The 12,890-nt window shown below is 69.4% G+C and carries 14 protein-coding genes; 8 read left to right on the top strand and 6 right to left on the bottom strand.

The genetic code is table 11. From position 1 onward, the window contains the following. Positions 1-106: 106 nt before the first annotated feature. A complete protein-coding gene (locus ASF65_RS10220) occupies positions 107-583 on the top strand; it encodes a hypothetical protein (RefSeq protein ID WP_055888541.1) in 477 nt (158 codons plus the stop codon). Between the two features lie 4 nt (positions 584-587). On the opposite strand, the gene moaB is transcribed toward ASF65_RS10220, so the two are convergent. The 4 genes from moaB to ASF65_RS10200 form a co-directional block, all read right to left on the bottom strand. Then, positions 588-1,130, bottom strand: coding sequence for a molybdenum cofactor biosynthesis protein B (gene moaB / locus ASF65_RS10215; RefSeq protein ID WP_055888539.1), 543 nt, complete (start codon positions 1,128-1,130; stop codon positions 588-590). Next, a complete protein-coding gene (locus ASF65_RS10210; RefSeq protein WP_055888537.1) occupies positions 1,127-2,026 on the bottom strand; it encodes a 4-(cytidine 5'-diphospho)-2-C-methyl-D-erythritol kinase in 900 nt (299 codons plus the stop codon). Before ASF65_RS10210 ends, moaB begins: the two co-directional genes overlap by 4 nt. An 8-nt stretch (positions 2,027-2,034) precedes the next feature. Continuing rightward, positions 2,035-3,861: a tetratricopeptide repeat protein gene (locus ASF65_RS10205; RefSeq protein ID WP_055888534.1), complete on the bottom strand. Its 1,827-nt coding sequence runs from the start codon at positions 3,859-3,861 to the stop codon at positions 2,035-2,037. 154 nt (positions 3,862-4,015) lie between these two features. Beyond that, positions 4,016-5,029 carry a polyprenyl synthetase family protein gene (locus ASF65_RS10200; protein WP_055888532.1) on the bottom strand — a complete coding sequence of 338 codons (1,014 nt, stop codon included), beginning with the start codon at positions 5,027-5,029 and terminating at the stop codon, positions 4,016-4,018. A gap of 144 nt (positions 5,030-5,173) precedes the next feature. Between ASF65_RS10200 and ASF65_RS10195 the strand changes: the two genes are divergently transcribed. The 5 genes from ASF65_RS10195 (at position 5,174) to ASF65_RS10175 (ending at position 8,382) form a co-directional block, all read left to right on the top strand. Next, the gene (locus ASF65_RS10195) at positions 5,174-5,401 is read left to right on the top strand and encodes a DUF2007 domain-containing protein (protein WP_055888530.1); all 228 of its coding nucleotides are present in this window, start codon (positions 5,174-5,176) and stop codon (positions 5,399-5,401) included. Next, positions 5,394-6,161, top strand: a complete 768-nt coding sequence (locus ASF65_RS10190; protein ID WP_055888528.1) for a methyltransferase — start codon at positions 5,394-5,396, stop codon at positions 6,159-6,161. Before ASF65_RS10195 ends, ASF65_RS10190 begins: the two co-directional genes overlap by 8 nt. 70 nt (positions 6,162-6,231) lie before the next feature. Continuing rightward, a complete protein-coding gene (locus ASF65_RS10185; RefSeq protein WP_156369244.1) occupies positions 6,232-7,083 on the top strand; it encodes a S49 family peptidase in 852 nt (283 codons plus the stop codon). 71 nt (positions 7,084-7,154) lie between these two features. Continuing rightward, positions 7,155-7,334 carry a hypothetical protein gene (locus tag ASF65_RS10180; protein ID WP_244486610.1) on the top strand — a complete coding sequence of 60 codons (180 nt, stop codon included), beginning with the start codon at positions 7,155-7,157 and terminating at the stop codon, positions 7,332-7,334. 100 nt (positions 7,335-7,434) lie between these two features. After that, the gene (locus ASF65_RS10175; protein WP_055888522.1) at positions 7,435-8,382 is read left to right on the top strand and encodes a glycine--tRNA ligase subunit alpha; all 948 of its coding nucleotides are present in this window, start codon (positions 7,435-7,437) and stop codon (positions 8,380-8,382) included. A 191-nt stretch (positions 8,383-8,573) separates the two neighbouring features. On the opposite strand, the gene ASF65_RS10170 is transcribed toward ASF65_RS10175, so the two are convergent. Further along, on the bottom strand, positions 8,574-9,098 hold the full coding sequence (locus ASF65_RS10170) for a PAS domain-containing protein (RefSeq protein ID WP_055888520.1): 525 nt from the start codon (positions 9,096-9,098) through the stop codon (positions 8,574-8,576). A gap of 426 nt (positions 9,099-9,524) precedes the next feature. Between ASF65_RS10170 and radC the strand changes: the two genes are divergently transcribed. After that, entirely contained in the window at positions 9,525-10,097 is a 573-nt protein-coding gene (gene radC, locus ASF65_RS10165; RefSeq protein ID WP_055888518.1) for a DNA repair protein RadC, read from the top strand. Positions 10,098-10,657: 560 nt separating this feature from the next. Beyond that, positions 10,658-11,635 carry a zinc-binding dehydrogenase gene (locus ASF65_RS10160; protein WP_055888517.1) on the top strand — a complete coding sequence of 326 codons (978 nt, stop codon included), beginning with the start codon at positions 10,658-10,660 and terminating at the stop codon, positions 11,633-11,635. A 41-nt stretch (positions 11,636-11,676) separates the two neighbouring features. Here ASF65_RS10160 and ASF65_RS10155 read toward each other — a convergent pair whose 3' ends face one another. Then, positions 11,677-12,876, bottom strand: a complete 1,200-nt coding sequence (locus ASF65_RS10155; protein WP_055888514.1) for a lytic murein transglycosylase — start codon at positions 12,874-12,876, stop codon at positions 11,677-11,679. Positions 12,877-12,890: the final 14 nt, after the last annotated feature.

Raw genomic sequence — 12,890 nt, 5'->3', positions numbered from 1 at the left:
CCGTTAAGACCCTGATCCTAGTCATCAAGAGAGAACAATACAAGAACAAAAGGGAACGAAAGCGGACGCTGGCGGGCGACGCCGCTTTGCGATAACGCGGGACGCGATGCTGACCGTCCTGATCCACGGCGCCGACGATGCGCCCGCCTTCGCCCAGACCCTCTCGCCGCTCGTTTCGGGCGCAGTGGAGGGCATCCTGCGCGACGTCGTGGTTCTGGATGTTGCAGGGGACGACGTGCGGCGCGTCGCCGATCACGCGGGCTGCCGCCTGGCATCGATGGCCGAGGTGCTGGCGGCCCCGGCGTCTCTGAAGGGCGAGTGGGTCCTGATCCTGCGCTCGGGCGAGCGTCTGCCGGAGAACTGGATCGACCGGGTGGTGCGTTATGCCGGCGGTCGGTCGGCGGTCGCCGCGGCGCGGTTGCCGGAGCCCGAGCCCGGCATTTTCGACCGCCTGTTCGGGCGCTCGCGCGGCGGCGTCCTCGCCTCGCGCGCGGCGCTGGTGGCGGCCGCCCCCGCCAGCGGCGGGCGGATCGATCGTCTCGTGGGTGCCTTGAAACCCCGCCGGATGCGGCGCGGCGCCTGATGCGTCAGGCCGAAAGGCCGCCGCGGCGCAGGTGTTCGTCGAGCCGCGGCATGATCTCGACGAAGTTGCAGGGACGGTGGCGATAGTCGAGCTGTGCGGCGAGAATGCCGTCCCAGCCGTCGCGGCAGGCGCCGGGCGAGCCCGGCAGCGCGAAGACGAAGGTCGCGTTGACGACCCCTGCGGTCGCCCGGGACTGGATCGTCGAGACGCCGATCTTCTCGAACGAGATCCGGTGGAAGACGATCGAGAACCCGTCCATCCGCTTGTCGAAGATCGGCTCCAGTGCTTCCGGCGTCACGTCGCGGCCGGTGAAGCCGGTGCCGCCGGTGGTGATGACGACGTCGATGCCGGGATCGCGCGACCAGCCGAGGACGGCGGCGCGGATCGCCTCGACGTCGTCGGGCACGATGCGGCGGTCGCCGAGCCGATGACCCGCGCCCTCCAGCCGCTCGACCAGCGTATCGCCGGATCGATCGTCGTCCGGGGTGCGCGTGTCCGAGACCGTGAGGACGGCGATCGACAGGGGAATGAATTCGCGCTCGCTCATCGCGTCTGCCCCGTCAGTTGCGTCGCCTTGACCCACCAGCCGGGCCGCGCCGCGGCGATCGCGCGCTCCGCCTCGCGGCAGGCGGCGTCGCTGGCGAAGAGGCCGAACACCGTCGCGCCCGAACCCGACATCCGGGCAAAGCGCGCGCCGGCCTTGGACACGGCCTCGACGGCGTCGCCGATCGCGGGCGCGAGCCCGAGCGCCGGGGGCTCCAGATCGTTGCGCGCGGCCTCGAGGTAGCGCGCCAGCGTCTCGAGGTCCGAAAAGCCCTCGGCCGGCAGAGCCAGGAGGGGCGCGTTGTCGCGTCGCGCGAGACCGGCGAAAACGGCGGGCGTCGCCACCGGCACGCCGGGATTGACGAGGAGGACGGGGATCGCGGGCAGGGCGGCCAGCCGCTCGGCGCGCTCGCCGATCCCGCGCACCACCGCCGCCTCGCCGGACAGGCACATCGGCACGTCGGCGCCGAGCTTTACGCAGCGCTCGGCAAGCGAAGGCCGAAGCGCGGGATGCCGCGCCCCGATCCAGGCGAGCAGGGCGCCGGCATCCGCCGAGCCGCCGCCGATGCCGGCGGCGTGCGGCAGGTGCTTGGAGAGGCGGATGGCGAGCGGCGACAGGCGCACGCCGCCGGCCGGCGCGAGCTCCTGCGCCAGCGCCAGCGCCTTCATGACGAGATTGCCGCCGTCGGTCGGCACGCCCGCGCCGAGCGGCCCGTCGACGCTGAGCGCGTCGCGCGGGCCGGGAGCGATCTCCAGCCGGTCGCCGAAGTCGGCGAAGGCGACGAGGCTTTCCAGCTCGTGGTAGCCGTCGGCGCGTCGGCCGACGACATGGAGCGCCAGGTTGATCTTGGCGCGCGCGGTGACGGTGGTGACCCAGGGAACGTGGACGAAGGCGTCCATCGCGACCGTCAGTTCGAGACCTTGGGGGCCTCGGTTCCGCCGCCGGCGGCGGGCGGCGGCGCGATCGTCGCGGTATCGGCCACCGGCGCCAGACCCTCGGCGAGCTTCTTCTTGATCTTCTCGACCTCGGCGGCCTCCGGCGCGGGATCGCCGACCAGCGCGCGGTTCCACTGGAAGCGCGCCTCGCGGGTGCGCCCGACGCGCCAGTAGGCGTCGCCGAGATGGTCGTTCAGCGTCGGGTCGGCGGGCATGATCAGGACCGCGCGCTCCAGCTGCTCGACGGCCTCGTCGAAGCGGCCGAGGCGGTAGTAGGCCCAGCCGAGCGAGTCGATGATGTAGCCGTCGTTCGGCCGCAGCTCGACGGCGGTGCGAATCATGTTCAGCCCCTCGTCGAGATTGCGGTTCATGTCGACCCAGGAGTAGCCGAGATAGTTCAGGACCTGCGGCTGGTTCGGCTCGAGCTCCAGCGCCTTGCGGAAGTCCGGCTCGGCCTTGTCCCACTGCTTCTGCCGCTCGAGCGCGATGCCCCGCTGGTAGTAGATGTTCCAGACGTTGGGCGCGTCGGTGGGCGCGAGCGTCAGCGCCTTGTCGAGCATCGTCACGGCGCCCGCGTAGTCCTTGTCGGCCGCCAGCACGTCGGCGAGCGCCAGATGCGCCTGCAGGTCGTCCGGGTAGCTCTCGACCGCCTTGCGCAGGTGGACCTTGGCCTCGTCCTTGCGATCGGCCTGCCAGAGGTCGAGGCCCATCTGCAGCTCGGCGGTGCGCCGGTAGGGCGAGCCTTCCGGAATCTGCTCGTAGTAGGAGATCGCAAGATCGATCTGCTTCGACCGGTCGGCGACGCCGGCGAGCGCCGTCAGGAGCTTGGGATCGGCCGTGTTGGCGACCGCCTTGGCGAACTGGAAGTAGAGGAGCGCGACGTCCTGTCCGTCGCCGCGATTGATCGCCTGCCCGAGGATGTAGAGCGTCTCGGCAGCGCCCCCTTGCGCATCGCGGATCGGCGGGGCGATCTCCTTGCCGTCGCGGATCGCGGCTTCGAGCTGCGTCAGCGGCTCGTAGGCGGGCGCGAGTTCGAGACCGCGCGCCACGGCGTCGAGCGCCTGCTGCTTGCGGCCCGAGCGCGCCTCGATGCGCGCCAGCGCCTCGGCGCCCGCGAGATAGGCGTCGACCGAGGTCTGCGCGGTGCTCTGGTCCGAAATCAGGGCACCGAGCGCGGTGCGTGCGCGCTCGACATCGCCGGTGAGCCCGGCGATCAGCCCGATCTCGTACTGGTTGAAGGCCTCGAACCACGAGGCGCCGCGAAGCGCCTCGACGCGGCGGATGGCGTCCTGGCCTCGACCGGCGCCGACATCGGCCCAGGCGGAAAGGTGGCCGACGAGGAGCGTGTCGAGATCGCTCGTGTCGCGCAGCTTGAGGGCTTCGATCGCCGCGTCGAAGCGGCCGTCGTGCAGGGCGTCGAGCGCGACCGCGATCTGGGCGACCTTGCCCACCGTATCGTCGTCGACGAGCTTGGCGGCGAGATCGACGCCGTCCTTGAAGCGGCCGTCCGCCAGATAGGCGAACATCGCCTCCTGCTGCAGGACGTCGGAGGTCGGATCGAGGCGCAGCGCTTCGTCGTAATAGTCGGCGGCGATGCCGGGCTGGCGGTTCTCGCGCGCCAGCTTGGCGGCGAGATAGGCGCCCGACAGCGACTGGACGTCGACGGTCGCGCGCTCGGTGCCGGTGGCGGGCGTGTCCTGCGCGGCGGGCTCGGTGGTCTGCGCCGCAGCGGGGCCGGCCAAAACGGCGGCGGCGAGAGCGGCGGCCAAAGCGATCCGCGAGATACGCGTTCTATCCACGTCGAACTTCCTTTTTCCCGACCCGCCGGCGCCTGGGCGTCGGCCGCGGCGCTCGTGCCCGCCCGCCGCCTTGGCAGCGCGGGGCGCGTTCACCCGTGTCCGCTTCCAGAATGTTTATTTTGCGACGGCGAACGACGCCAGCCGTCGGCACGAACTATCGGATCCGCTCGATCGAAAACGCCACCACGGCGTCGAGCGCCTCGCGGTGGGGGCCGGCGGGCAGGACCGACAGGGCCTGCGAGGCGAGGCGCCCGTGCTCGCGCGCCCGCGCCTTCGTCGCCTCCAGCGCCCCGTGCCGCGCCAGGAGGTCGCGTGCGCGCGCCAGCGCCGCGTCGTCGTTGTGCCCGTTCTCCATCGCCTCGCGCCAGAAGGCGCGCTCGTCCTCGTTGCCGGCGGCATAGGACAGGATGACGGGGAGCGTGATCTTGCCCTCGCGGAAGTCGTCGCCGACGTTCTTGCCGAGGTCGTCGGCCGAACCGCCGTAGTCGAGGACGTCGTCAACGAGCTGAAACGCGAGACCGAGGTGCAGGCCGTAGTCGCGCATCGCCGCCTCGAAGTCGGCGCCCGCGCCGGCGATCACCGGGCCGACCTCGGCCGCGGCGGCGAAGAGGGCGGCCGTCTTGGCGCCGATCACCGCCATGTAGTCGGCCTCGGTGGTCGACATCTGCTTGGCGGCCGAGAGCTGCCAGACCTCGCCCTCGGCGATCACGGCGGACGCGTTGGAGAGGATCGCCAGCGCGCGCATCGAGCCGACCTCGACCATCATCTTGAAGGCCTGGCCGAGGAGGTAGTCGCCGACGAGAACGCTCGCCTGGTTGCCCCAGATCGTGCGGGCGGTCTTGCGGCCGCGGCGCAGGTCGCTCTCGTCCACCACGTCGTCGTGGAGGAGCGTCGCGGTGTGCAGGAACTCGACGCTGGCCGCGAGCTTCACGTGGTTTTCGCCGCGGTATCCGAAGGCGAGCGCCGAGGCGAGGGTGAGGATCGGGCGCAGCCGCTTGCCGCCCGACGAGATCAGGTGCTCGGCGATTTCGGGGATGAGCTCGACGTTGGACCCGGCCATGGACAGGATCAGCGCGTTGACGCGATCCATGTCCGCGCGCGTCAGGCCGAGGATCGGGTCGATCGAGGCGATCTCTCTCGTCTGATCCAGGGGGCGGGCAAGGGTCACTGGTCTTCTCCGTATCGCTGCGCGCGCAATAGCCGGGCGGGCGTGAGGCGGCAAGTGCGTAAAGTGGCGCGCCGCCGGCATCGGGCGACCTCGGGCACGTCGCGGCTTGCGTCCGGCGTGCTTTTGGGGCCACTGAACCCGGCCATGATCGAACTCCTGCGCTCCAACGATCCCGTCCTTCTGTCCTTCGTGCAGGCGCTCCTGCGCGATGCGGAGATCGGGCATCTCCTCGCCGACAGCCACATGAGCGTCCTCGACGGCTCGATCGGCATTCTGCCGCGTCGCCTCCTCGTGGACGACGAGGAGATCGATCAGGCCCGGCGCCTCCTCAGCGATGCGGGGCTGGCTCACGAACTCTCCGACCGTGCCTGAACCCTCGTCCGCCGAGACCGTCACGAAGGACGCGTTCTTCGGCGGCGCGTTCCATCTCCTCCAGCCGGCGAGGGGTGGCCTCCGTTCCGGCGACGACGCGCTGCTTCTGGCTGCCACCGTGGAGCCGGGTCAGGGGGGCATTGCGGCCGATCTCGGGTCCGGGTCGGGCGCCGTCGCGCTCGCCGCCGCGATCCGCGCGCCGGCCCTCGCGGTGACGCTGGCCGAGCGCGATCCGGCGATGGCCGATCTCGCCCGCCGGACCCTCGCGCTGCCGCAGAACGCCGATCTCTCCGGTCGCCTGCGCCTCGTCGAGCTCGACCTCCTCCTGCCGCGCTTGGGCCGCGAGGCGGCCGGCCTCGCGGACGGCGCCTTCGATCTCGTCCTCACCAACCCGCCCTTTCATCCCGCAGGCGGCCGGGCCTCGCCGGATGCCGCGCGCGCCGCCGCCAAGGCCGAGCCCGACGCCGCCTTCACCGCGCGCTGGATCGCCGTCGCCGCCGCGCTTCTGCGCCATGCTGGGCGCTTCCACATGATCGGCCGGCCCGACCAGATCGCGACGATCGCGGCCGCCTGCGGCAACCGGCTCGGCGGTCTCACCATCCGCCCCGTGCATGCGAAGGCGGACGCCCCGGCCGTGCGGATCCTGTGCGCGGCGACCCGCGGCTCGCGTGCGCCGCTTCGCCTCCTGCCGCCGGTCGTGCTCGACGCGGCGACGCGCGAGGCGCTGGGGCAGGGACGGTTCACCGTCGCGATGACGTGAGGCGCATTGGCGCCAGTCGGGTTGGATGCCTACATGGCGAGCGTCCGACATTCCACGAGAGCCAAGCCCCGTGCCGAACCCGATCGCCAAGCTGATCCCGAAGCGTTTCCGCAAGACGGAGACCGTCATTCCCGTGGTGCGGCTGAACGGCGTGATCATGGCTGGCGGCTCGCCGCTGCGCTCCTCGATCAACCTCGCCTCCGTCGCCCCGCTGCTCGATAAGGCCTTCGCCATGAAGGACTCGCCGGCCGTCGCGATCTCGGTGAACTCGCCGGGCGGCTCGCCCGTCCAGTCGCGCCTCGTGTTCCAGCGTATCCGGGATCTGGCGGAGGAGAAGAACAAGCGCGTCGTCGTCGCCTGCGAGGACCTCGCGGCGTCCGGCGGCTACATGATCGCCTGCGCGGGCGACGAGATCGTCGCCGACCCGTCCTCGGTCGTCGGCTCGATCGGCGTCGTGTCCGGCGGCTTCGGCTTCGTCGACCTCATCGCCAGGCTCGGCATCGAGCGCCGCGTCCACACCGCCGGCCAGAACAAGGCGACGCTCGACCCCTTCCGGCCCGAACGCCCCGAGGACGTCGAGCACCTGAAGGCCCTCCAGCTCGACGTGCACCAGACCTTCATCGACCTCGTGCGCTCGCGCCGTGCCGACCGTCTCGCCGACCATCCCGATCTGTTCTCCGGTCTTTTCTGGTCCGGCACGCGCGGCCTCGAACTCGGCCTCGTCGACCGGCTCGGCGATCTGCGCACGGTGCTGCGCGAGACCTATGGACCGAAGGTGAAGCTCGCCGTCGTCCAGCAGAAGCGCGGACTCTTCGGCATCGGCCGCGGCGGGGGCGCCGCCGCCTCGCTCGCCAACGCCGCCGTCGATGCCGCCTTCACGGCCGCCGAGGAGCGTGCGCTCTGGGCGCGCTACGGCCTCTGACGACCCGCGGCGCCTTGCCTTCGCCCGAAAGCCCGCAAATACTGGGACCCGTGTGAATCATGGTCGATCCGATGCCCATCTTCCTCTTCGGCCTCGTCGGGGCCGCCGCCTACTACGGCTACCGCCAGCTTCAGCAGGAAACCGCGCGGGTGATCGAGCGCAACCGCCGCTCCGAGGCCGAGCATCGCACCGGCGCGCACGGCACGCTGGAGCGCGGGGCGGACGGCGTCTACCGGCTGCGCCGCGACTGAAGCCCTGCGCCACGCGCCCGAGGCTTGACCCCGGCAAAGCGGGCATGGCAACTCGCGCGTCACAAGAACGCCGCGTCGAGAACATCCAGGGTCCGCTGCCATGTCCGAACTTGCCGATCACATGCGGCCCGAACGCTCCTTCCAGGGGCTGATCCTCGCGCTCCATCGCTACTGGGCCGATTACGGCTGCGTCGTGCTCCAGCCCTACGACATGGAAGTGGGCGCCGGCACCTTCCACCCCGCGACGACCTTGCGCGCGCTCGGGCCCCGGCCGTGGAACGCGGCCTATGTTCAGCCGTCGCGTCGGCCGAAGGACGGGCGTTACGGCGAGAATCCCAACCGGCTGCAGCACTACTACCAGTATCAGGTCATCCTGAAGCCCAACCCGCCCAACCTGCAGGAGCTCTATCTCGGCTCCCTCAAGGCGATCGGCGTCGACATGGCGCTGCACGACATCCGCTTCGTCGAGGACGACTGGGAGTCGCCGACGCTCGGCGCCTGGGGCCTCGGCTGGGAGTGCTGGTGCGACGGGATGGAGGTCTCGCAGTTCACCTACTTCCAGCAGGTCTGCGGCATCGAATGCGCGCCGGTCGCGGGCGAACTGACCTACGGGCTCGAGCGCCTCGCCATGTACGTCCAGAACGTCGACAACGTCTATGACCTGAACTTCAACGGCCGCGAGGGCGCCGAGAAGGTCACCTACGGCGACGTCTTCCTCCAGGCCGAGCGCGAATATTCCCGCTTCAATTTCGAGATCGCCGACACGAAGATGCTGCTCCAGCACTTCGACGACGCGGAACGCGAATGCGCCGCGATCCTGAAGGCCGGCGCGCCGGACGCGGCGGGCGCTCTCCACCGCTGCGTCCTGCCGGCCTACGACCAGGCCATCAAGGCCTCGCACGCCTTCAACCTCCTCGACGCCCGCGGCGTCATCTCCGTCACCGAGCGCCAGAGCTACATCCTGCGCGTGCGCACCCTCGCCAAAGCCTGCGGCGAGGCCTTCCTCCTGACGGAAGCAGGCGGGGCAGGGTGGAGCGCGGCGGCGTAGGTTTGTAGAAGAGCGCCATGCGGCGGGGCATGTTGGCCCGGTCAGTCCCTTCCACCGTGGGGCATGACGGCCGTCGCCTCCGGCCGATGTCCCAGGCGGCCAGATGAGGGCTCGTCAAGCCAACGGCCCGACGGGAACGGAGTGAGCGGCCGTCTCCCCGTTCCCGACAGCAGAACTCGAACCGTTCTTTGCTAGTTGGTGATCGTTCGCTTTTGGGATTGCATCTCCACATCCTGCCGCAGGAGGTGAACCTGAATCTGTTCAGCGACGGCTTGGGCAGTCTGTCCTTCCGCCCCTGCGACCAATCTCACGATCTGCAACGCTAGATCGGCGACACGGTCTGCCCTCGCGTCGCTTTCGTAGTCGACCTCCACGATGCGTTGGCAGGTGGCTATGACCTCACCGGCCTCGTTCGAGATCCAGAATCCCTCCGAGCGGACGTCGCGATACTCGCCATGTCGATTTCGCAGGGAGTATGTCACCTTCACGGGCTGCTGAAGGGCCAATCCCTCCTTGCCGATTTCACGAAGCCGCGCGCGATCGGTCGGGTGAATACAGGCTCGGAACGTCACTCCGTCCACGGCGATGCTGTTGTCCGAGAGACCGAGGTTCTGCGCGAGATTGGCGTCGAGATGAAAGATGTCGGTCGCTGGTGTCCATGTCAAACCTCCGTCGAACCGTTCGACATCGACCCTGAGCTCGAAACCATCGCGCATGAAAAGCTTCTCCTCCTATTAAATTGCAGAGGAACGTTATAGAACCTTTGCGTGTATTCAAGGGTCTCGGGAACGACGTACACGTGCAATTTTAGGCTAGAATTAATCCACGCCACACGTGGCCCAGGTCGCATCCCCGAAGGTCTTCCAGTGAGCAGAGGATTGCACTGAGACTTGCCAATCCTGCGGCACCATCACGCCGGTCTATCCATCCGAAAGACCAAAGGCGCTGGCGCAAGCGGTCAGGCGTAGACGCGCTCCCATAGGTTGTATAAAAGATAAGGATGCAACCGAGAGGGCGGATTTATGCATAGCTTGGCGGAGTTGGCGGCACCCTTTCCGTCCCGTGCTCGCGCGACGGTCGAGAACCGGAAAGTCCTCTGGCGCGAGGAAGACCTTGCCGTTCTCCAGTGGATTCTACGGGATATGGGTTCGGTGGAGCGGTCTCGATCCGTCGCCGAAGACCTTCTCGACCATTTCGGCAGTCTCCCGGACTGTCTCAGCGCCCCGGCGTTCAAGCTGTTGGAAGCGGGGCTGGAACCGTCCGTCATCCATCAGATCCAGTCCGCATGGCATCTGGTCGGGCGTGTGTCGTTCGGGCGATTCCGCGAACGCAACGTCCTCAACTCCATCGACGATGTCAGGCAGTATCTGCGCGTGACGATGGCAGCGCAGCCGGTCGAAATCCTCCGCGTCCTGCATCTGGACAGTCGTTTTCACCTCATCTCCGACGAACTGCAGCAGGTCGGCACCGTCGGTCACGTCCCGGTTCACCTCCGGGAAATCGCCCAACGCGCGCTCAACCTCGGAGCCCGCGGCGTGATCCTCGTTCACAACCATCCCTCGGGGTGTGCGGACCCGACGAAGGAAGACATCGCGCGGACCAGCGATGTTCGCGATGTCCTGAAGCCTCTCGACATCCGTCTGATCGATCACTTGATCGTCGGCCGAAACCAGATCGTCAGCCTCAGCGAAATGGGGCTCTACTCCGCGATCTAGCTATGTAGGCCATCACTCGGCACGAGGTCTGCGCGGGCCTCGACAGACCATCGCGAGGCCCTCCACCCAGGCGCATTGCTCTTTGCGCCGCCCAAGATTTCCCACCAGTTTTCCTCTTGAAGCCGAACCGTCGCTAGTCTCCTCCCATCGCCGCCCCATCGAACAGGCGCGAATGATCACCGGGATCGTTCGGAGGGGTGGCGGGCGGTGTCCGCGACACGCCCCCTGCCGGAGGGGACCGTGGCCCGGACGGTTCTGGCAAGAGGGCCGAGGCGAGCGGCAACCGGAGAAGCTCCATGGCGGGGTCTCGCACACCCTGCCGAACCGCAAACACCGCGCGGGTCGCCGGAGGCGGACCACTCATACACTCTACCCCACGGAGGTTCGCCTCCGGCGGCCCGTCGCCTGTTCCTCGAACGGCGGCACTCAGTGACGTGTCCCAGCATCCCGGCCGCGATCGAGCGGCGCGGGCGCGTTCGCGCGTCCGGCGCTCCCTTGGCGCGCAGCGCGGCGGCTCCATCTGTGGCTTCCTGCAACTCACTATGCCGGAGGCCGGCCCCATGAAAAGCGCTGTTCACGACACGTTCGGCGATCCCGCCACCGTCCTGCATCAGGCCGATCGTCCGACGCCGGAGCCCGGCCCCGGCGAGGTGCGCATCCGCACGCTCCTGTCGCCGATCCACAACCACGACCTTTGGACCGTGCGCGGCACCTACGGCTACAAGCCGCCGCTGCCCGCGATCGGCGGCTCGGAGGCCGTCGGCACGATCGAGGCGGTGGGCGAGGGGGTGGATGCCGCCATGGTCGGCCGGCGCGTCAGCGCGGCCGGCGTCCACGGCACCTGGGCCGAGAGCTTCATCGCCAAGGCGGCGGGCGTCATGCCGGTGCCGGACGAGATCCCGGACGAGGCGGCCGCGCAGCTGATCGCCATGCCGTTCAGCGCCATCACGCTTCTGGAGTCGCTCGGCGCCGAACCGGGCGAGTGGATCGTCCAAAACGCCGCCAACGGCGCGGTCGGGCGGATGCTGGCCAAGCTTGCCGAGGCGCGGGGCACCCACGTGGTCAGTCTCGTGCGCCGCGACGAGGGCGTCGCCGAGCTCGAAGTCGCCGGCATCCGCAACGCCGTCTCGACGTCGGGCGAAGGCTGGAAGGACAAGGTGCGAGCCCTGACGAAGGGAGCGCCGATCAAGGCCGGCGTCGAATCCGTCGGCGGCAAGGCGGCGGCGGACCTTGCCGACGTCATCGGCGAGAACGGCACGCTCGTGTGCTTCGGCTCGATGACCGGCGAGCCGATGCAGATCCCGTCGGGCGCGGTGATCTTCAAGCAGTTGACGGTGAAGGGGTTCTGGGGCGCCAAGGTCGGTCCCGCCGTGTCGCCGGACGACCGCAGGCGGCTGATGGGCGAACTCGTGACGCGCGTCGCCAAGGGCGAGCTGACGCTCGTGGCCGAGGAGGTCGTGCCGCTCGCCGAGATCGGCCGCGCGGTCGAGGTGTCGCTCGCGCCCGGCAAGGTCGGCAAGGTGCTGGTGAAGCCCTGAATCGAGGCGGGCGGCCCTTCGCGGCCCGCCAGCTCCCAGGGTCAGTTGAGGGCGGCGAGGAAGGGCGCGGTCGGCCAGCCGTCCGGCGCGAAGCCGCGCTTGCCCTGCTCGGTCGCCACCGCCGCGCGCGTGTTGGCGCCGAGGATGCCGTCCACCTTGCCGACATCGTAGCCGAGCGCGACGAGCTTGTTCTGCAGCACCTTCATCTGGTCGCCGTCGAGGCCGGGCTGCGGATTGCCCATATCGACCACCGGCTCGCCGGCCAGCCGCGTGCCGAAATAGGCGGCGGTGAGCGAGTAGGTCAGCGAGTTGTTCCACTGCAGGTAGATGTCGAAGTTCGGGAAGGCGAGGAAGGCCGGCCCGCCCTTGCCCTGCGGCAGGATGATCGAGGCGGGCACGTCGTCGCGCTCCAGCGGCTTGCCGTCGGACTTGGTGACGCCGAGTTCCGCGAAGGCGCGACGCGGCTCCTTGTTGACGAGGGCGGCGCGATCGAACGGGAAGTCGGCCGGCACGCGGATCGCCTCCAGCCACGGCTGGCCGCGCTGCCAGCCCATCGACTGAATGAACTTGCCCGTCGTCATCAGGACGTCCGGCACGTCGGTCAGGAGGTTGATCTGGCCGTTGCCGTCCTGGTCGGTGCCGAAGGCGATGTAGTCCTCGGGCAGCATCTGGGTTTGGCCGAGTTCGCCGGCCCAGGCGCCGCGCATCTGGTCGGGGCGGAGATACCCCTTATCGACGAGTTCGATCGCGGAGATCAGGTGCGGGCGGAAGATCTCGGGCCGGCGGCAGTCGTGCGCGAGGGTGGCGAGCGCGGAGAGGGTGTCGAAGTCGCCGAGCACGGCGCCGAAATCGGTCTCGAGGCCCCAGAAGCTCGCGATCACCGGGCCGGGCACGCCGGTCGCCGCTTCCACCTCGCGGAAGGTCGAGGCGTATTTCTTCAGCTGCGCCTGTCCGCGGGCCAGCCGGTCCTTGTTGACCATGCGGCCTTGGAAGCGGCTCCATTCCTGCTGGAACACCGCCTGGCCGCGGTCGCGCGAGAGCACCTTCTCGTCCTGGCGCACATTGGCGAGCGCCCGGTCGACGCCGGCCGTCGACAGGCCCTTGGCCAGCGCCTCGGCCCGGACGCCGTCCATGAACTGGTTCCAGTTGCCGCCGCACTGCGCGCCCTGCGCGGCCGCACCCGAAACGCCCGCGACGAGGAGGGTCGAGGCGAGTGCCAGCGATGTGAAGGAAGGGGCCATGGCGGTTCGGTTGC

Source organism: Aureimonas sp. Leaf324, from assembly GCF_001423245.1.
Taxonomy (GTDB): domain Bacteria; phylum Pseudomonadota; class Alphaproteobacteria; order Rhizobiales; family Rhizobiaceae; genus Aureimonas.
Note: the sequence above shows the minus strand (reverse complement) of the source record. Positions and strands in the feature narration are given on the sequence as shown.